The 17,939-nt window shown below is 38.5% G+C and carries 15 protein-coding genes and 11 tRNA genes; 15 read left to right on the top strand and 11 right to left on the bottom strand.

Annotation, left to right across the window (positions count from 1 at the left end):
- Positions 1-80: 80 nt before the first annotated feature.
- The 15 genes from CVT18_RS03815 to CVT18_RS03745 are packed head-to-tail and all read left to right on the top strand — an operon-like array spanning position 81 to position 15,886.
- Positions 81-470, top strand: a complete 390-nt coding sequence (locus CVT18_RS03815) for an NAD(P)H-quinone oxidoreductase subunit 3 (RefSeq protein WP_072593995.1) — start codon at positions 81-83, stop codon at positions 468-470.
- Positions 452-964, top strand: a complete 513-nt coding sequence (locus CVT18_RS03810) for a NuoB/complex I 20 kDa subunit family protein (protein ID WP_012001120.1) — start codon at positions 452-454, stop codon at positions 962-964. The genes CVT18_RS03815 and CVT18_RS03810 overlap by 19 nt, the downstream gene beginning before the upstream one ends.
- The gene (locus tag CVT18_RS03805) at positions 961-1,719 is read left to right on the top strand and encodes an NADH-quinone oxidoreductase subunit C (RefSeq protein WP_103628350.1); all 759 of its coding nucleotides are present in this window, start codon (positions 961-963) and stop codon (positions 1,717-1,719) included. The genes CVT18_RS03810 and CVT18_RS03805 overlap by 4 nt, the downstream gene beginning before the upstream one ends.
- Complete coding sequence (gene nuoD, locus CVT18_RS03800; RefSeq protein ID WP_103628351.1) at positions 1,716-2,945, top strand: NADH dehydrogenase (quinone) subunit D; 1,230 nt, start codon at positions 1,716-1,718, stop codon at positions 2,943-2,945. The genes CVT18_RS03805 and nuoD overlap by 4 nt, the downstream gene beginning before the upstream one ends.
- On the top strand, positions 2,942-3,172 hold the full coding sequence (locus CVT18_RS03795; RefSeq protein WP_103628352.1) for an NADH-ubiquinone oxidoreductase subunit E family protein: 231 nt from the start codon (positions 2,942-2,944) through the stop codon (positions 3,170-3,172). The genes nuoD and CVT18_RS03795 overlap by 4 nt, the downstream gene beginning before the upstream one ends.
- Complete coding sequence (locus CVT18_RS03790; RefSeq protein WP_103628353.1) at positions 3,169-3,879, top strand: hypothetical protein; 711 nt, start codon at positions 3,169-3,171, stop codon at positions 3,877-3,879. Before CVT18_RS03795 ends, CVT18_RS03790 begins: the two co-directional genes overlap by 4 nt.
- Positions 3,876-6,176: an NADH-quinone oxidoreductase subunit G gene (locus CVT18_RS03785; RefSeq protein WP_103628354.1), complete on the top strand. Its 2,301-nt coding sequence runs from the start codon at positions 3,876-3,878 to the stop codon at positions 6,174-6,176. Before CVT18_RS03790 ends, CVT18_RS03785 begins: the two co-directional genes overlap by 4 nt.
- A complete protein-coding gene (nuoH, locus tag CVT18_RS03780; protein WP_021090442.1) occupies positions 6,169-7,164 on the top strand; it encodes an NADH-quinone oxidoreductase subunit NuoH in 996 nt (331 codons plus the stop codon). The genes CVT18_RS03785 and nuoH overlap by 8 nt, the downstream gene beginning before the upstream one ends.
- An 8-nt stretch (positions 7,165-7,172) precedes the next feature.
- Positions 7,173-7,820: an NADH-quinone oxidoreductase subunit NuoI gene (gene nuoI / locus CVT18_RS03775; RefSeq protein WP_103628355.1), complete on the top strand. Its 648-nt coding sequence runs from the start codon at positions 7,173-7,175 to the stop codon at positions 7,818-7,820.
- Positions 7,813-8,349: an NADH-quinone oxidoreductase subunit J gene (locus tag CVT18_RS03770; RefSeq protein WP_103628356.1), complete on the top strand. Its 537-nt coding sequence runs from the start codon at positions 7,813-7,815 to the stop codon at positions 8,347-8,349. The genes nuoI and CVT18_RS03770 overlap by 8 nt, the downstream gene beginning before the upstream one ends.
- Positions 8,346-8,648: an NADH-quinone oxidoreductase subunit NuoK gene (nuoK, locus tag CVT18_RS03765; RefSeq protein ID WP_085657926.1), complete on the top strand. Its 303-nt coding sequence runs from the start codon at positions 8,346-8,348 to the stop codon at positions 8,646-8,648. The genes CVT18_RS03770 and nuoK overlap by 4 nt, the downstream gene beginning before the upstream one ends.
- 3 nt (positions 8,649-8,651) lie before the next feature.
- Positions 8,652-10,490 carry an NADH-quinone oxidoreductase subunit L gene (gene nuoL, locus CVT18_RS03760; protein ID WP_103628357.1) on the top strand — a complete coding sequence of 613 codons (1,839 nt, stop codon included), beginning with the start codon at positions 8,652-8,654 and terminating at the stop codon, positions 10,488-10,490.
- Positions 10,490-12,001, top strand: coding sequence for an NADH-quinone oxidoreductase subunit M (locus CVT18_RS03755; protein ID WP_103628358.1), 1,512 nt, complete (start codon positions 10,490-10,492; stop codon positions 11,999-12,001). Before nuoL ends, CVT18_RS03755 begins: the two co-directional genes overlap by 1 nt.
- Positions 11,998-13,488, top strand: coding sequence for an NADH-quinone oxidoreductase subunit NuoN (nuoN, locus tag CVT18_RS03750; RefSeq protein WP_103628359.1), 1,491 nt, complete (start codon positions 11,998-12,000; stop codon positions 13,486-13,488). Before CVT18_RS03755 ends, nuoN begins: the two co-directional genes overlap by 4 nt.
- Positions 13,489-13,510: 22 nt before the next feature.
- Positions 13,511-15,886 (top strand): tetratricopeptide repeat protein, encoded by a 2,376-nt coding sequence (locus CVT18_RS03745; protein ID WP_103628360.1) that lies wholly within the window; start codon positions 13,511-13,513, stop codon positions 15,884-15,886.
- A 559-nt stretch (positions 15,887-16,445) separates the two neighbouring features.
- On the opposite strand, the gene CVT18_RS03740 is transcribed toward CVT18_RS03745, so the two are convergent.
- The 11 genes from CVT18_RS03740 to CVT18_RS03690 all read right to left on the bottom strand — a co-directional run bounded on the left by CVT18_RS03740 (position 16,446) and on the right by CVT18_RS03690 (position 17,644).
- Positions 16,446-16,520 (bottom strand) — tRNA-Glu (locus CVT18_RS03740).
- 8 nt (positions 16,521-16,528) lie between these two features.
- Positions 16,529-16,604: transfer RNA gene (locus CVT18_RS03735), tRNA-Lys, on the bottom strand.
- Positions 16,605-16,725: 121 nt separating this feature from the next.
- Positions 16,726-16,802: transfer RNA gene (locus CVT18_RS03730), tRNA-Asp, on the bottom strand.
- Positions 16,803-16,810: 8 nt separating this feature from the next.
- Positions 16,811-16,886 (bottom strand) — tRNA-Val (locus CVT18_RS03725).
- A gap of 18 nt (positions 16,887-16,904) precedes the next feature.
- A tRNA-Glu gene (locus CVT18_RS03720) sits at positions 16,905-16,980 on the bottom strand.
- Between the two features lie 12 nt (positions 16,981-16,992).
- Positions 16,993-17,068, bottom strand: a tRNA-Lys gene (locus CVT18_RS03715).
- A gap of 137 nt (positions 17,069-17,205) precedes the next feature.
- A tRNA-Leu gene (locus CVT18_RS03710) sits at positions 17,206-17,290 on the bottom strand.
- A gap of 15 nt (positions 17,291-17,305) precedes the next feature.
- Positions 17,306-17,382 (bottom strand) — tRNA-Arg (locus tag CVT18_RS03705).
- Between the two features lie 15 nt (positions 17,383-17,397).
- Positions 17,398-17,474: transfer RNA gene (locus CVT18_RS03700), tRNA-Arg, on the bottom strand.
- Between the two features lie 6 nt (positions 17,475-17,480).
- Positions 17,481-17,557: transfer RNA gene (locus CVT18_RS03695), tRNA-His, on the bottom strand.
- Between the two features lie 9 nt (positions 17,558-17,566).
- A tRNA-Pro gene (locus tag CVT18_RS03690) sits at positions 17,567-17,644 on the bottom strand.
- Between the last annotated feature and the right edge of the window lie 295 nt (positions 17,645-17,939).

Here is a 17,939-nt window from a genome sequence, read left to right as displayed (position 1 = left end):
TACTCACCCTACTCTTAAGCCGTTTCAAGCTCAAATAAATTTAAATTTAGTAGAATCTTAAAAATTAAAAAAGGCAAAGTATGTCACATTCAGAGCTTGAAAGTACCTATTTTGGTGCATTTATCATACTTTTACTAGCGACTTGTTCATTTTGTTTAATAACATTCTTATCTTCAAAAATAAGCAAAAAACTAGCCAACCGCAATACCGAGCGCTTAAAACTTGGCTTTTATGAGTGTGGTCCAACCACCGTAAAACAGCCAAATAAGATAAATATCCACTACTTTTTTTATGGAATTTTATTTATTTTGTTTGATGTTGAGGTCATTTTTATGTATCCGTGGGCGGTGGATTTTAGGCTACTTGGAATTTTTGGACTAATTGAAATGTTGCTTTTTGTGGCGATTTTACTTATCGGCTTTGCTTATGCTTGGCAAAAAGGAGTCTTTAAATGGCAAAGCATCAGATAAATTACGCTGCAAATGGTGGCTTGCCAGTCGTTTTAACAACCGTTGATAAGCTCGTGCAGTGGGGCAGGAGTAACTCACTTTGGGCGCTTAGCTACGGGCTTGCTTGCTGTGCGATCGAGATGATGGCAAGTGGCGCTAGCAGATATGACTTTGATAGATTTGGCACCATTTTTAGGGCTAGCCCAAGACACTCAGAAGTAATGATCATAGCTGGCACGCTAACTAAAAAACACGCTGAGTTTACAAGGCGTCTTTACGACCAGATGCCTGAGCCAAAGTGGGTCATCTCGATGGGTAGCTGTGCAAACACTGGCGGCATGTTTAATACCTACTCTACCGTTCAAGGTGTAGACCGCATAATACCAGTTGATATCTACATCCCAGGCTGTGCCCCGCGCCCAGAGACGCTTCAATACGCACTTATGATGCTTCAAAAAAAGATAAGAAAGCAAAGTGCATTTAGGGCGCAAAAGCCAAGGAAGCTTGAGATATGAGAGAGTATAAGCCAAAGAATGATCTGCAAAAAAAGCAGTATTACAAAGAAAAATTTTACATAGAAAAGCAGACGCCAAAAGATGAGGTAAGAGGTTCTAAATTTGATGAAGAGCTAGCTATCTTAGAGCAAAGCAGAGTAGAAATTTTATCTAGTTATGTGGAGTTTGATCAGCTTGTACTTTATATAAATTCTAGTAAAAACTACAAAACACTTGAGGTGTTAAAAAACTTTGGCTACGAGCAGCTTAGCGAGCTTGCTGCGGTCGATTTCATAAGTCAAAACGGTGGGTATGAGGTCTTTTATCAGCTTCTTAGTATCAGTAAAAATAGACGCACTCGCATAAAATGCTTTGTTAAAAAGGATGAAATGCTAAAAAGCGTTTGCGAGCTTTACAAAAGCGCAAACTGGGCTGAGCGCGAGATGTATGATTTAAGCGGCGTTCTCATTAAAGATCATCCAAATTTAAAGCGCCTCATCATGCCTGATGACTGGCACTCACACCCGCTCTTAAGGAGCTATCCGCTAGTGGGCGACGAGGCTGCTAAATGGTACGAGGTGGATAAAATTTTTGGAAGCGAGTTTAGAGAGCAAATTGGCGAAGAGAACCGCGATCCAGCTTATATTGAAGAGAAAGATACCTTTGGATTTTCAAGAGTATTTAACGAAGAGTACGAGTATCAAGAAGAAGGTGGCGTAAAATTTGTCAAAAAGGCTAAATTTAGCCAGAGCCAGATAGTAAAGGAAAGACCTTGAGCCAGTCACCAAACCGCTTAAAACCATTTTTTGAAAATTTAGAATTTGAGCAAAATGACGGCAAGATGATACTAAATTTTGGCCCACAACACCCAAGTGCTCATGGTCAGTTAAAGCTTGTGCTTGAGCTTGATGGCGAAAAGGTCGTGCGCGCTATGCCAGAGGTTGGCTTCATGCACCGAGGTGTTGAAAAGATGGCTGAAAATATGACCTATCAGGAATTTATCCCAGTAACTGATAGAGTGGACTACATCGCATCAAGTGCGAATAACTATGCATTTTGCGCGGCCGTGGAGAAGCTTTGTGCTATAGAAGTGCCTCGCCGTGCACAGATCATTAGAGTGATGCTTTTAGAGTTAAACCGCATTAGTTCGCACCTTTTATTTTTAGCCACGCACGCCCTTGACGTTGGGGCTATGAGCGTCTTTTTATACGCATTTAGAGAGCGTGAATACGTCCTTGATCTAATAGAAAAATACTGCGGCGCAAGACTAACACATAGCTCGATAAGGATCGGTGGTGTGCCGCTTGATCTGCCTGATGGCTGGTGCGAGGAGCTGCTTAAATTTTGTGAGAAATTTCCAAGCGACATCACGCTTTATGAAGATCTGCTAAGCGAAAATAGAATTTGGCAAGCAAGGCTTGTAGATGTGGGCGTAATTAGCAAAGAGCTAGCCCTTAGTAGCGGCTGTTCTGGCGTCATGCTAAGAGCGAGCGGCGTCGCACGTGATATCAGAAAAGAAGAGCCATATCTCATCTATGATGAGCTAGAATTTGACGTGCCTTATGCGACACACGGCGACTGCTACGCAAGGTATCTGCTTTACATGAAAGAGATGCGCGAGTGTGTAAAAATTTTAAAGCAGTGTGTTAGCAAGTATCAGACAAGTAGCCCCGCCATTATCGCTGATGCGCCAGATTACGTGAGCGCTTCAAAAGAGCAGATAATGAGCCAAAACTACTCGCTAATGCAGCATTTTGTGCTAATAACTCAGGGGCTAAAGCCTCCAAAAGGTGAAATTTACTTTGCTAGTGAGTCGCCAAAGGGAGAGCTTGGAATTTATATAAACTCAGACGGCAGCGCAAGCCCATATCGCCTAAAAATTCGCACGCCAAGCTTTTGGCACTGCGCTATTTATGAAGATTTATTGGTAGGCCAGTACATCGCTGACGTCGCTACGATCATAGGTAGCACAAATATCATCTTAGGTGAGGTCGACAGATGAGAAGGGTCGATCTTAGGCACTTAAAGAGTGAGTTTTTGAGCACTCTTGGTCAGCAAATAAAGGCTAGCGAACCTAATGAAGTGATTATATTTTTATTTGAGATAGGCGATTTTAGTGGTGTGACAAAGGCTGTAAATTTAGCCTATAATCTAAACTGCGAAGTGATGAACTCGCTTAAATTTAACCAAGTTGATTGGGTATTAACTATAAAAAAGGGCAAGATATGAAATTTAATGATTTAATAGCAGGTAAAAGCTTAAGCATTGCAAATTTACTAAGCTTGAGCGACAAAAATTTAGCAAAAAAGATAAAAGAATACGAGTTTAAGTACATTTCTTGCATCGAAGATAGCGAGCTTGGCGGCGAAAATTTAATCCGCTGCGAAATAGGCTCAATAAGCTACGTCTTAGCTCTTCTTTGCAAATACGCAAATTTATCTTGCGATGAGTTTTTTAGCGAGCTTGATGATGGGCTGATAAGTGGCGAGTGCAATGTTGGTGAAGAGGAATTTGAAGAGCTAGGCGAGTGGATAAAGGACGTTAAAAACATCGTTATTGATGATTCATTTTTTACTCATCCAGATAAAGATGCGATCTTTTGGCTACTTGAAATTTTAGGCAAAAATGTCGTTTTAGCTGGTGGTCGCAGGAAAGAATTTAATGATTATCACAAAATATACGAGCTAAAAGAGCTTGAAAATTTTGACGGAGCGGTCGTTTATCTAAACAAAAATGCAAGCGATGAGATCGTAGGTGGTGTGCAGTTTGGTATCGTAGCAAAGGCAAAAGATGGCGATACGCTAGAGCTTAAAGCAAAAGATTTTAGCGTGAAGGCAAAATTTAAACTAGACCATTCACTAAAAGGCACAGTTGCGATATTTGGCGCAAAAGAGTTTGATGGATACGCATTTAAACAAGTAGTAGTTAGTAAATGAAAATAAGCATAAATGATCAAATTTTAGAAGCAGATGAAGGCGAGAGCATCCTAAATATCGCAAGAGCAAATGGAATTTATATCCCAGCTCTTTGCTATCTTAGCGGCTGTTCACCAACTCTTGCTTGTAGGCTTTGCATGGTCGAGGCAAATGGCAAAGTAGTGTATAGCTGCAATGCCAAAGCAAAAGAGGATATGCAAATTTATACAAACACGCCAGAAATCGCTGCCGAGCGAAATGCGATCATGCAGACTTACTGCGTAAATCATCCGATTCAATGTGGCGTTTGTGACAAAAGTGGCGAATGCGAACTACAAAATTTAACCACGCGTCTAAAGGTAAATGAACAAAAATTTGCCATCGCTGACACGCACAAACCACATAAAAAATGGGGGCTAATCAACTACGATCCAGCTCTTTGCATAGTCTGCGAAAGATGTGTCACTGTTTGTAAAGATAGGATCGGTGAGAGTGCACTAAAGACCGTACCAAGGGGCGTTGAGGTACCAAAAGAGCTAAAAGAGAGTATGCCAAAAGATGCCTACGCAGTTTTTAGTAAGATGCAAAAAAGCTTAATAGGTCCAAGCGTGGGCGAGAGTCTTGACTGCTCATTTTGTGGCGAGTGTATCAGCGTTTGCCCTACTGGAGCGCTTATTAGTTCGCATTTTCAATATAGCACAAATATCTGGGAGCTAAACCATATACCAGCAGCAAATCCACATCAAAGCGATTGCGAGCTAATTTACTATGACGTAAAAGAAAAGAGTACTAGCGACAGAAGTAAGCAAATTTACCGCGTCAGCAATGATTTTACATTTGGCGAAATAAGTGGAGCAGCTAGGTTTGGTTATGACTTTCACAACGAGCTTGCCTGTAAAAATGAAGAGAAATTTGAAGAGATTGTTTTAAATATTAAAAATGGCGCGATCAAAAATATAAAATTTAATAGCTTTATCACGAACGAAGAGGCCCTTATTTTAGAGCGTTTAAGAGAGAAATTTGATCTAAATTTAATAAATAATGAGGCGCTAAATTATCAAAAATTTTTAAATAAATTTAGCGAATTTAGCGGGCTTAGCTCATATAATGCAGACTATGAAGATATTAAAAAAAGCGATTTTATCATCAGTGCTGGTAGTTTTTTAAGACACGAAAGCCCAGTGACAAGCTTTAAGTTAAATAACGCTTTAAAAATGAATAAAGCAGCTGGAATTTACTTTCATCACATAGCCGATGAGATCGTTAAAAAATATTCTAAAAATTTTATCTATGTAACGCATGAAGCTGGAAAATTAGAGCAAATTTTACTTTTTATACTTAAAAACTGGGGTAAAAATTTACCTAGCGCACTTACATCAAAACTTGAAAATTTTGATGAAAATTTTGGCTTAGATGTACCAGCTTTAAGTGAGGGCAAAAGCAAATTTACGCTCATTTTAGGAAGCGATTTTTACACGGATGAAAATGCGAATTTACTAGCAGCACTTACTGGAGTGATCGCAAGAGCTACGCCTTTTCGTGTGATGCTAATACCACCACGCACAAACTCACTTGGCGTTGCTAAAATTTGCACTCTTGCAAGCGAGAAAAAGCCTGGCAAGACGCTTGGCTATAACGAAAATGGCGAATTTAAATTTAGCATTTTTGAAGGCGATATCGATGCTAGCGCGCTAAATCAGCAAGAAGGCACATTTACAAGCATAAATAACGCCCTAGTGCCAACAAATGTGGCGATACCGCACAAAGGTTATTTTCTAAACGATATTGCAAACGCACTTGGACTAATGGCTAAAGATACGATTGATTACACGCCACTTTTGCCAAAAGAAAAAGGATATAGAGGCATTAAATTTGATGATTTAGAAAATTTTTACGCAAACAACGGCACAAGTCACAGAGGCTATAAGCTTGAAATTTCAAATTTCACACCAAATGATGATATAGAGCCACTTTTAAAAGAAAAAAATGAGCCAAATTTAAAAGATGGCGAAGCTCTAGTTAACCTTACAAATCCTATAAATTTGCCATCATTTTTTGCAAACTATGCCACACAAACAGCCAAAAGAGCTAAGCTTTATGCAAGTAGCGAATTTATGGCTAAATTTGAAATTTCACAAAATGAAGCAATTATTTTAGAAAAAGATGAGCATAAGCTTGCCATTTGCGTGGAGCTTGATAGCGAACTTGGCGGAGTCGCTGCGTATTTAGGCGATTATGACGATAAGCTTGATGTGGGGGTTATATTTAATGGCAAAAGCTACGCCGTAGTTAAAATTATAAAGGCAAGAGATGAGTGAAACACTATTTTTTGTGCTAAGCACTATCGTTAAAGCCGTGGTCATCTTAGCCGTCATGGCAAGCCTTGCAGGACTAGCAACTTATGCTGAGAGAAAGGTACTAGCCTACATGCAGCGCCGCGTGGGACCTGATATGGTTGGACCTGCTGGAATTTTACAGATAGTAGCTGACATGATAAAACTCTTTACAAAAGAGGACATCGTGCCAGCAAATACGAATAAATTTATCTTTTTAATAGCTCCACTAATATCAGCCATTGCCGCATTTGCAGCGCTTGCACCTGTGCCGTTTTTGCCTGAGTTTGAAATTTTTGGACATACATTACGTCCGATTCTCTCAGATATTAATGTTGGTATTTTATACATCGCTGGTGTTGCTTCAGTTTGCGTTTTCTCTCCACTTGCAGCAGGTCTTGCTAGCTATAATAAATTTGCACTAATTAGCGCGGCTCGTGCGGTCGTCTCACTTCTTAGTTTCGAAATAGTCGCTGGCATGGCTCTTTTAAGCGTCGTAATGGTAACTAGCTCACTCTCACTTGTGGATATAAACAACTATCAAAAAGGAATTTTTGGCTGGCTTATATTCAAGCAGCCCCTTGCCTTTTTGCTCTTTTTAATAGCAAGCTTCGTAGAGTGCAATAGAACGCCATTTTGCTTAACAGAAAACGAAACAGAGATAGTAGCAGGCTATGGCACCGAGTATAGTGGCATGAGATGGGCGATGTTTTTCATCGGCGAGTACACAAATATGATCGCTGCTAGCATCATCATTACGATTTTATTTTTAGGTGGATTTAACGAATTTTTATTTATCCCAGGTGCTTTGATGATCATCTTAAAATCAAGCATTGTCTTTTTCTTTTTTCTTTGGGTAAGGGCTTCATGGGCACATTTAAGAGTTGATCAGTTAAGTGCATTTTGCTGGAAAATTTTGCTTCCTCTTGGAATTTTAAATATCGTAGTCACTGGCTTTATGCTACTAATCTAAGGCGAAAAATGAGTGAGAAAAAATATATTTTAATAGATGAAAAGTTAAAGCCAAAGAGCACGTTTGATAAATTTAAGCACTTCATCGCTATCACATTTAAGCCTGATCTTTTGATCGGACTAAAAGTCACGATAAAGCAGATGCTCTTTAGCAAGTCACATACTTTAAAATACCCTATGCAAAAGATGGAGCTAAATGCTAGATATAGGGGCATTCATAAGCTTTTGAAATTTGTTGAAAGTGAAAATGAACGTTGCATTGGGTGCGGGCTATGTGAGAAAATTTGCGTTAGCAACTGCATTTCGATGAAGACTTCACTTGGCGAAGATGGGCGCAAAAAGGTCGCAAGCTACTCAATAAATTTAAGTAGATGCGTGTATTGTGGATTTTGCGCTGATGTTTGTCCTGAGCTTGCGATAGTTTGCGGACAAGAGTACGAAGTCGCTAGCAAGAGCAGGATTATATTTGGCACGAAAGATGAGTTTTTAACAAAAGATAAATTTTTAAAAGATCAAAGCGAATTTGAAGGCTATGGCGCACTTGGTAAAAATTCTGACAGCTTGGTCAAAAAGACTCCAAATGCATTTATAAGCGAGAGTGAAAATGAGACAAAAGTGGTGAGCGATATAAATTTAGAAGGGGCAAAAGATGTATGAGAGCTTTGCATTTTATCTTTTTAGTACCTTGATTTTGGTGAGCTTTTCTTTTAGCGTATTTTGTAAAAACGCATTAAACGCGGTCTCAGCTTTGGCTGCTGGCATGGTCTTTATCTCGGCTATATTTTTCTTGCTTGGAGCGGAGTTTTTGGGTGTAGTGCAGATAATAGTCTACACAGGTGCTGTGGTCGTTTTATACGCATTTGCAATGATGTTTTTTGATAGCAGCAAAGAGTGTGAACCAAAAAGTAACAAAAGGGCGAAGATTATTGTCTATCTTTTAAGTAGCTTTGTAGCACTGCTTTTGATATTTATATTTCTAGCGCCTATTTATAGCGTTAAGCTTGAGAGTTTAGATCCAGTGGTTAGTGAGCTTGGCAATATCGAGGCTATTGGAATTTTGCTTTTTAGCAAGTATTTGATCGCTTTTGAGATGTGTGCTGTAATGCTTCTTGTGGCAATGGTTGCTGGCATTATCTTGATACACAAAGACCTAAATACTCAAAATACGCTAGAGGAGATGCTATGATAGGACTTACTCACTACCTCATCCTTGCAAGTCTAGTCTTTGTCATAGGGCTAATTGGCATAATGCGAAGAAGAAATTTAATCATGCTATTTTTCTCAAGTGAAATTTTACTAAACTCGGCAAATATCGCACTCGCGGCTATCTCAAAATACCACTTTGATCTAACCGGGCAAATAGTTGCATTTTTTATAGTGGCTATCGCTGCTAGCGAGGTCGCCGTGGGGTTAGGGCTACTAGTGCTTTGGTACAAAAAGACTGGCAGCATTAGCCTAGATTCGATGACAAATATGAAAGGCTAAGAGATGACTTTATTTTGCATTTCACTATTTTTCCCACTTCTTAGCTTTATCATTTCTGGACTTTTTTCACATAACAGTAAAAATTTTTTACTTGGTATCTTTTGCTCACTTTTAATGATAATTAGCACAACCGCCTCACTCATGCTAACAGCTAGCCTTGGCATAGATGAACCGCTAAATTTATCACTAAAAGAATTTATAAATTTTGGCGGTCTGGATTTAAATTTTGGCTTCTATCTTGACGCCATTAGCCTTGTTATGCTTAGCACCGTTGGTATCGTGGCAAGCATCGTGCATATCTACTCGGTTGGCTATATGAAAGATGATGCAAGCTTTAACCGCTTTTTTAGTTATCTTGGGCTCTTTGTCTTTTGCATGAACGTCCTTGTCTCAAGCGATAACTTTATAGGGTTATTTATTGGCTGGGAGGGCGTTGGACTTTGCTCGTGGCTACTCATTGGCTTTTGGTATAAAAGGCCTAGTGCAAACGTCGCTGCAAACGAAGCCTTTATTATGAATAGAGTCGCTGATCTAGCCATGCTTGTTGGCATTTTTTATATATTTTATAGCTTTGGCTCACTTAAATTTAGCGAGGTTTTTAACGCTAGAAGCGACTTTTCTGGGCTAAATTTAGGCATCATTGCCACACTTCTTTTTATCGGTGCCATGGGCAAAAGCGCGCAGTTTCCATTTCACACCTGGCTCGCAAACGCTATGGAGGGGCCAACTCCAGTTTCTGCACTCATCCACGCAGCGACCATGGTAACAGCTGGCGTCTATCTAGTCGTGCGAGCAAATTTTATCTTTATAAATGCACCTGAAGTCTCGCACTTTATCGCTTACCTTGGCACATTTGTAGCGATATTTGCGGCTAGCATCGCGCTTGTGCATAATGACCTTAAAAAGATCATCGCTTACTCGACACTTTCGCAACTTGGCTATATGTTCGTAGCTGCTGGACTCGGCGCTTATAAGATCGCACTTTTTCACCTTGTCACGCACGCATTTTTTAAGTCGCTTCTCTTTTTATGCGCTGGTAACGTCATGCACGCGATGAATGATGAGCTAAATATCAAAAAAATGGGCGGACTTTATAAATTTATGAAGCCAACTGTGCTACTTTCTATCATCGCAAGCTGTGCGCTGGCTGGCTTTTATCCATTTGCTGGCTTTTTCTCTAAAGATAAAATTTTAGAGGTTGCTTTTAGTGAGAATAAATTTTTATGGATTATTTTACTCTTTGGTGCCGTACTTACGGCATTTTATAGCTTTAGGCTCGTTATGCTCGTCTTTTTTACAAAGCCAAAGAGCGAGAAACACGTGCATGAAGCTAAAAACTACATGCTAGCTGGCATGGCAGCGCTTGGTGTGCTCTCGATCATTAGCGGCTTTTTTTGGAGCAACTTTAGTGTATTTTTAGAAAAAAGCTTAAAAGATTTTCCACTAAATTTATCTCACGGCAGCGAAATTTTTTTACTTATTTTAACACTTGGTCTAGTGCTAACAAGTGCTGGCTTTGCTGTATTTGCCTATAAAAAAGAAATTTTTAAAGAGAACATTTGTGAGAGTAGAATTTATAAAATTTTGCAAAGTGCCTACTTTATCCCAAAATTTTATGAGAAATTTTTTATAAATGGCTACATTTTGATCTCACAAATTTGTAAAAAGATTGATGAGATTATAATCGATCGTAGTGTCGATCTAGTCGCAACAGCGCTAAATAAATTTGCATTTTTAGCAAATAAAATGCAAAGCGGCGACTTAAGCATCATGCTTAGATTTATGGTCGCAGGATTTGCCTTGCTTTTAAGCTTTATATTTTTATTAAACGGAGCCAAATAATGCTAAGTGTAATCATATTTTTCCCTGCAATAAGCGCAATACTTGGCTTTTTAATAGAAAATAAAAGCATAAAATTTTATGGAGCAAGCATCGCTCTCATAGAGCTTTTGCTAGCCATTTTTATCTGCGTCAATGTCGATTTTCAGGGTTATGACTTTGTTCTAACGCATCAAGTCCAGCTTATACAAAGCCTAAATATCAGCTATTTTGTCGGCATCGACACCATTTCGCTAGCACTTATCGTACTTAGTGCATTTATGAGTTTCATCTCTATCGCAGCCCTTAGCGATGATGGAAATTTAAAGCACCTTGTTATTAGCGTACTATTTTTAGAGAGCACGATGATGGGCGTCTTTAGCGCGCTTGATATGATCTTGTTTTACAGCTTTTGGGAGCTTAGCCTCATACCACTACTTTACATCATCGGCGCATTTGGTAGTAAAAATAGAATTTATGCTGCGATTAAATTTTTCATCTATACATTTTTAGGCTCTGTCTTTATGCTAGTAGCGATCATCTTTATCGGCTATTTGTGCTATCAAAAAAGTGGCGTCTTTAGCTTTAGCCTGCTTGACTGGTATAAGCTTGGTATCGGACAGAGCACTCAAATTTGGCTATTTTTAGCATTTTTCTTCGCCTTTGGTGTGAAAACTCCGCTATTTCCATTTCACACGTGGCTACCTTACGCACACGGACAGGCTCCGACTATCGGTTCAGTGCTACTTGCTAGCGTGCTTTTAAAGATGGGTACTTACGGCTTTGTGAGATTTTCACTTCCACTTTTTCCAGATGCGAGCCTGCTTTTAAGTGGCTTTGTCTGTGTCATAGCTATCATTATGATCATCCACGCAGCCCTTGTTGCCTACGCACAAAGCGACATGAAGCAAGTGATCGCTTATAGCTCCATTTCACACATGGGCGTCATCATGCTTGGCATCTTTTCACTAAATTTAATAGGCCTTGGTGGCTCAATATTTTTGATGATAAGCCATGGCATCGTAAGTGGTGCGCTATTTTTGTTAGTTGGTGTCATCTATGAGAGAGCTCACACAAAAGAAATTTGCGAATTTGGCGGCCTTGCTAAGGTTATGCCAAAGTATGCGCTTATATTTTTTATAGCAACGCTTGCAAGTATCGGTCTGCCGCTAACCATTGGCTTTGTGGGCGAGTTTTTGAGCCTGCTTGGCGTCTTTAAGCTAAACAAGCTCTTTGCGCTACTTGGTGGCTTTAGCATCATCGTGGGCGCTGTTTATATGCTAGTGCTTTATAAAAGGGTTTTTTTTGGCGAGTGTAAGGAGAAAAATTTAAGCCTTAAGGATCTAAATTTTAAAGAGTTAGCCGCTCTTGTGCCACTTTGCTTGCTCATAATCGCTCTTGGTGTTGCTCCAAATTTAATCCTAAAACCACTTGAGCCAAGCGTGCAAAATATCATAAGCAAAATGCAAACTAGAGCCGTAAATAGCGACACAAAGGATAAAATTTTATCTTTAAATGGTGGGAGCAAACTATGAACGAAATAGCCTTTTTAGATCTAAAAGAAATTTCTTTATCTTCAGTTGCTCCAATGCTTAGTATGATAATCTTTGCGCTTTTTATCTTAATCGTTGGCACCATAAAAAAAGATCTTTCAAGAAATTTCTACTGCGTATTTTGTATCATCGCAATATTTGTAAATTTGGGCCTAATACTTGATTTTAACGGTCTTAGCCTTAGCTTTTGGGATATGCTTTTGGTTGATGGCGTTTCGGTCATTTCTCAAGTCATTATCTTAATCGCCTCAGCCCTTTTTATCCCACTCGCACTTAGCACAAAAGAGTATTTTGAGTATAAAATTTACGAGTACTACGCGCTATTTTTGTTTATGATCGCTGGATTTTTGTTTATGGTGAGCTCAAACAACCTACTCATCATCTTTTTAGGTCTTGAGATCAGCTCGCTTTGCCTCTACACCCTAATCGCCCTTCACAACAAGGCAAAAAGCGTCGAGGCTGCTATCAAATACTTCGCGATGGGCTCGCTCTCAGCTGGCTTTTTTGCGATGGCAATAGCGATGTTTTATCTAGCGACAAACTCAATAGACATCGCTCGTATCGGCGTTGTGATAAAAGATCTTAGCCTAAATCAAAATTTGATCATCTTACTTGGCTGCGTTTTCATCGCCTCGGCCATTGGCTTTAAGCTCTCACTCATACCATTTCACACATGGATACCAGACGTTTATGAAGGCTCAAATGCCCCACTTGCTGGCTATATGTCGATCGTGCCAAAGGTGGCAGCTTTTATCGTCGCGTTAAGAATTTTCGCGATGCTTGAGGGCTCACAAATTTTGTGGATAAAAGATATGCTCTACATCATCGCCGTGCTTACGATGAGCCTTGCGAACATCATGGCGCTAGTGCAAAAAGACGTAAAAAGGATGCTTGCTTTTAGCTCAATAGCTCACGCTGGTGTCGTACTCTGTGCGCTTGTGGCAAATTCTCACGAGGCAAATGTCGCCTTATTTTTTTACTGGGTTATGTTTTTGTTTGCAAATTTGGGCGCATTTTCTATGCTTTGGGTGGCAAGGTGCGATGATGTCGTCTGCTGGGACAAGCGCTTTAAACACCCATTTGAGAAATTTTCAGGGCTTATAAAAATTTTACCAAGTTACGCCGTAATAATGGGAATTTTTATGATCGCCCTTGCTGGCATACCGCCTTTTAGCGTCTTTTGGGGCAAGATGGCGCTTATCTCATCGCTCATAAAATCTGATTACGTCGTGCTTGGCGTTATAATCATGATAAATTCTGCCATTGCGATTTATTACTATTTAAAGCTAATCGTCTTTATGTTTTTAAAAGAGCCGATCGTAAAAGATAAAAATCTCTACACCGCAAATATCTCGATGGCGCTAAAAGTAATTGTTGGCATTGCGGTAGCTGGAACGGCCTTTTCGTTTTTATTTTCTGGAGCTATTTTGGAATTTATTGAGCATTTTGTCTTTGCTTCAGGATTTTAGAAAATTTAACTATAATTGCGGCATGAAAAAGCTCTTAATTATTTTATTTTTTCCGCTTTATCTAACCGCTTTTAATCTTAGCCTAAATAGCGGCGCAAATGGTGATAAACCTTATAGCGTCCTTCAGCTAAGCGATGAGCAAGAATTTGAATGCGTGGAGCAAATTTTAGCTTACGACACCAAACGCTATGTCTGCATGCTTGATGATGAAATTTTGCCAAAAATTGAAGATACGACACTGCCATTAATGGATATAAAATATAAAAAGCAAGATGGCAAGCTTTTTATCGTCATAATGCCAAAAGCACCGTCAAAACTGCTAAATATAAAAACTGAGCTTTATAATAGCCAAAACGTACAAGATAGCCCAAGAACAACCATTTCAAAACACTTTAGCATCATTATAGATACTTCGCTCAGTGAAAATAGCAAGAGAAAGTCTGGGCTAAATTTTAAACCTGATTTTAAAGATATGCTAAATCCTAGTATTGGAGCGCTTGATCTTAACAAAGCCCCTATTGCTGGGCTTGATAGTAATGACATTGATATCTACATAAGCATAAAAAGAGCTTATGAAAAGGGCGCTTATGAAAATGTAGTAAAAGATACTCAAACAGCGATAAAAAGGCATCCAAATAGCCTTTTTTCAAGTGAATTTTTACTATTTCGTCTAAGGGCTCTTGATAAAATTTTTGAGACAAAAAATGAGTTTGAAGAGATCGAGTCAAAAGATATCGTAAGCGAAGGTAGGGCTTGGATCAGAAAATTCCCATCTGATGAAAACTATCCAGAAGTGCTATATCTAATCGCTAGAGCCTACCTAAAAGATAGCATCGCAAGTGATGCAAAATATATGCTTGATATCTTAAACGAAGAGCACACAAACTCAAAATTTACGAAACTTGCAGCACTTGATTATGCTGATTATCTCTACAAGATAGGCAGACAAAAAGAGGCCCTAAAAGACTATGAAAAAGTGCTTTACTCCACAAACGACATCGACCTTGCAAGTAGAGCAGCACTAAGCCTAGCTGATGCAAATATTGATAAAGAAAAATTTGATGAAGCAAAGAAATTTATACTAAAAATCGCAAATGCGAATGAAAAATTTTTTATGAACAACCCAACAAAGTCGATGAATCTTGCAACCACATTTGCCAGTAAAGATATGCCTGATGTGGCTGCTAAAATTTATGAAATCTTGATAAACAATAGCGATAGGACGAAAGATTTTTATGAAGTTGCTTTAAAAAATTTAGCACTAAATCTAGCCAAAACAAAAGATGAGAAAAAAGCATACGAATACTTAAATAGATATGAGACAGAGTTTAAATATGGTGATTATATCGATGAAGTCACCAAGGCAAAAGATGGTTTATTTTTTGAAGAAGAGGATAAAAATGCTACTGCACTTCATGCAAGATATAAAGAGCTAATTGAAAAATATGCTGGAACAAATATTAGCCAAAAGGCTTTAATAAGCGAGCTTGAGCTAGATATTAAAGAGCGTAAATTCTCCGATGCACTATCTTACAAAACCATGGCAAAAGATGGAAATTTAAGTAAGGCAATGGAGCTGATAAATGAGGCTGCGCTAGAGCTTACAAAAGAGTATTTTATAAAAGATGATTGCACGGCTGTTATAAATTTACTTGAAAACTACGATATAAATAAAATCTCATTACCACAATTTAAGCTCTTTAACTGCTATTACAGAACGGCCCGCTATAACGATGCACTTGAGCTTGCAAAAGCTCATGCAAAAGATGAAAATTTAGAAGATAGGGTCGAGTGGCTGGTAAATTTGAGCAAAATTTTATATAAAAACAAAGACTATGAGCATGCAATCATTGCTGCAAATGATGCGCTTTCACTTGGCTCATCAGTCGAATACTCAGATCCAACACCATCTCTTTTTGACAGGTTTTACTCATTGCTTGCATTAAAACGCTTTACGGAGGCGATCTCAACCATAAGCGCTATCGAGCAGCTAAGAGGCCAAGACTTTAAGATTATCGAAGCATATACAGCTATAAGTGACTACGCGATAAAAAGTAATGACTATGCCATAGCTACAACATATGCTAAAAAAGCTCTTGAGCTACAAACAAAAGCCAAAATAAATACATTTTCGCCAAAGATAAATTTTAACTACTCAGAAGCATTATTAAAGACAGATAACCTAAACGAGGCGCTTGACGAGGCGAAATTTATACTGAACATGAAGCTTGAGCCAGAAGACCGCTTACACGCTTTAAATTTGATAAGTGAAATTTATATAAGACAAAAGCAGTTTAAGTTGGCTAGGCCTTATTTAAATGAGTGCTCTGACTCAAATTTTATAAGCCCGTATAAAGATGCCTGCAAAGCTAAGCTTGATATGATAGGCAAAAACTAAAAGCAAAGAAATAGCTTGCTTGCTAAGTTTTATATTTGAGCTTAAATTTTAACCTTTATTTTTGCTATTTGAGTTGAGCTTTCTTTAATTACATATTTAATATCTTTTTACATTGCTACCAAATGCTCTTTATATTATAAAAAGAGCTATATTTTATCATAAGCCTTAATGTGTTTTTAATGCATGAGACCTGGTATGATCTTAAAATTTTAAGCATCTTTCTTTATTAACAAATGTAGGCTGTTTTACGTTTTATAAGCTTAAAAATTAAAAATGCTTAATAAGTTTTTTGTCCAATAGATCAAAGCAAAAACAATTTGCAATGCTCTGTAATTATGTTTGTATGATGTACTTTTATTATATTTATAAAGGTTTTTTAGCTTAATTGTAAAATAGCTTCTAAAATTTATCACTTACTACACGCTAATTAAACAACATTATAAAAATTAGTTTTTACATTTTAGTAGCAATTCGCTAAGCAAATAAGTACACATTTTTAAGAAATTTGCTATAAAAATTTCTGTGTAACAAATTAAAAAGAAAAAAGGATTAGAAAAAATGGTGACCCATACGAGACTCGAACTCGTGTTACCAACGTGAGAGGCTGGTGTCCTAACCGCTAGACGAATGGGCCAAAATGGATGGTGCCCCGTGTAGGCCTCGAACCTACGACCCCATCATTAAGAGTGATATGCTCTACCAACTGAGCTAACGAGGCAAGATTAAATAGTAATAATAAATCTTAAAGTGTTATCTTAGAACTTATAATCTTAAAATTTAATTTGACACTCAATAATGGGTGCTTTATTAGACACGACCTTAACCTAAGGTTTAATGGATGGCGCAGCGGACGGGGCTCGAACCCGCGACCTCCGCCGTGACAGGGCGGCATTCTAACCAACTGAACTACCGCTGCACCTAAAATGGTGGTCGCTATAAGACTCGAACTTATGACATCCACCTTGTAAGGGTGGCGCTCTACCAACTGAGCTAAGCGACCTAAAATTTAAAAAATATCTGGCGACCCTTAGAGGATTTGAACCTCTGTTTCTACACAGAGAAAGTAGAGTCCTGAGCCACTAGACGAAAGGGTCATAAACCCAAAATGGTGTCCTGCGTTGGATTCGAACCAACGGCCCCCTCATTAAAAGTGAGATGCTCTACCGACTGAGCTAGCAAGACATTTGCTTAGAAAAGAATTGAGATTATACAAAAAACATTATTACATGTCAAGAAACAATAAAAATATCTAATATTTTCTGCAATAAAGGCAAACTTTAATTTTAACAACATAAGGTTGTCTCAAATTATAAAAAGAATGGTGCGGATGAAAGGACTTGAACCTTCACGCCGTGGGGCACCAGATCCTAAGTCTGGCGTGTCTGCCAATTTCACCACATCCGCACAACAATAATAAAGTGGTACGCCCATCAGGATTCGAACCTGAGGCCTACGGCTTAGAAGGCCGTTGCTCTATCCAGCTGAGCTATGAGCGCATAAAGTATTTTAAGTGGCGCGCCCGATAGGAGTCGAACCCATAACCTACAGATCCGAAGTCTGTCGCTCTATCCAATTGAGCTACGAGCGCCCAAAATGGGGTGAGTGATGGGAATCGAACCCACGACCCTCAGGACCACAATCTGATGCTCTAACCGACTGAGCTACACTCACCATTTAACATGGTCGGGGTGAAAGGATTCGAACCTTCGGCCCTCTGGTCCCAAACCAGATGCGCTAACCAGACTGCGCTACACCCCGCCTGAGTCGTGTTTGTAAGTTTATGCCACTACCTCATTAAAAAGTCGTATTTTAACTTGTTTTTTTTATAAAGTCAATTAAAAAACACTTAAATTAATAGAAATTATATATAAAAAATAATTCAATCAAAAATATTAATTAATACTTCACCAAATACTTAATTTTTTACACAAACCATATTTTTTTGCTTCTCTATCTTATTGCTTAACCATAAAGTATGACCTTTATTTCAAGGATTTTAGTAGCTTGACAAGAATATTTTACACTAATATTACAACGGAATAAATATCAATCT

The sequence above is a fragment of the Campylobacter concisus genome (assembly GCF_003048405.1).
GTDB lineage: Bacteria > Campylobacterota > Campylobacteria > Campylobacterales > Campylobacteraceae > Campylobacter_A > Campylobacter_A concisus_Q.
Note: the sequence above shows the minus strand (reverse complement) of the source record. Positions and strands in the feature narration are given on the sequence as shown.

Excerpts from the sequence above, each read along its gene's own strand:
- nuoI (WP_103628355.1), top strand. The coding sequence starts at position 7,173 with ATGAGTGAGAAAAAATATATTTTAATAGATGAAAAGTTAAAGCCAAAG.
- nuoK (WP_085657926.1), top strand. The coding sequence starts at position 8,346 with ATGATAGGACTTACTCACTACCTCATCCTTGCAAGTCTAGTCTTTGTC.
- nuoH (WP_021090442.1), top strand. The coding sequence starts at position 6,169 with ATGAGTGAAACACTATTTTTTGTGCTAAGCACTATCGTTAAAGCCGTG.
- nuoL (WP_103628357.1), top strand. The coding sequence starts at position 8,652 with ATGACTTTATTTTGCATTTCACTATTTTTCCCACTTCTTAGCTTTATC.
- CVT18_RS03755 (WP_103628358.1), top strand. The coding sequence starts at position 10,490 with ATGCTAAGTGTAATCATATTTTTCCCTGCAATAAGCGCAATACTTGGC.
- CVT18_RS03785 (WP_103628354.1), top strand. The coding sequence starts at position 3,876 with ATGAAAATAAGCATAAATGATCAAATTTTAGAAGCAGATGAAGGCGAG.
- CVT18_RS03795 (WP_103628352.1), top strand. The coding sequence starts at position 2,942 with ATGAGAAGGGTCGATCTTAGGCACTTAAAGAGTGAGTTTTTGAGCACT.
- CVT18_RS03745 (WP_103628360.1), top strand. The coding sequence starts at position 13,511 with ATGAAAAAGCTCTTAATTATTTTATTTTTTCCGCTTTATCTAACCGCT.
- CVT18_RS03770 (WP_103628356.1), top strand. The coding sequence starts at position 7,813 with ATGTATGAGAGCTTTGCATTTTATCTTTTTAGTACCTTGATTTTGGTG.
- CVT18_RS03790 (WP_103628353.1), top strand. The coding sequence starts at position 3,169 with ATGAAATTTAATGATTTAATAGCAGGTAAAAGCTTAAGCATTGCAAAT.
- CVT18_RS03815 (WP_072593995.1), top strand. The coding sequence starts at position 81 with ATGTCACATTCAGAGCTTGAAAGTACCTATTTTGGTGCATTTATCATA.
- nuoN (WP_103628359.1), top strand. The coding sequence starts at position 11,998 with ATGAACGAAATAGCCTTTTTAGATCTAAAAGAAATTTCTTTATCTTCA.
- CVT18_RS03810 (WP_012001120.1), top strand. The coding sequence starts at position 452 with ATGGCAAAGCATCAGATAAATTACGCTGCAAATGGTGGCTTGCCAGTC.
- CVT18_RS03805 (WP_103628350.1), top strand. The coding sequence starts at position 961 with ATGAGAGAGTATAAGCCAAAGAATGATCTGCAAAAAAAGCAGTATTAC.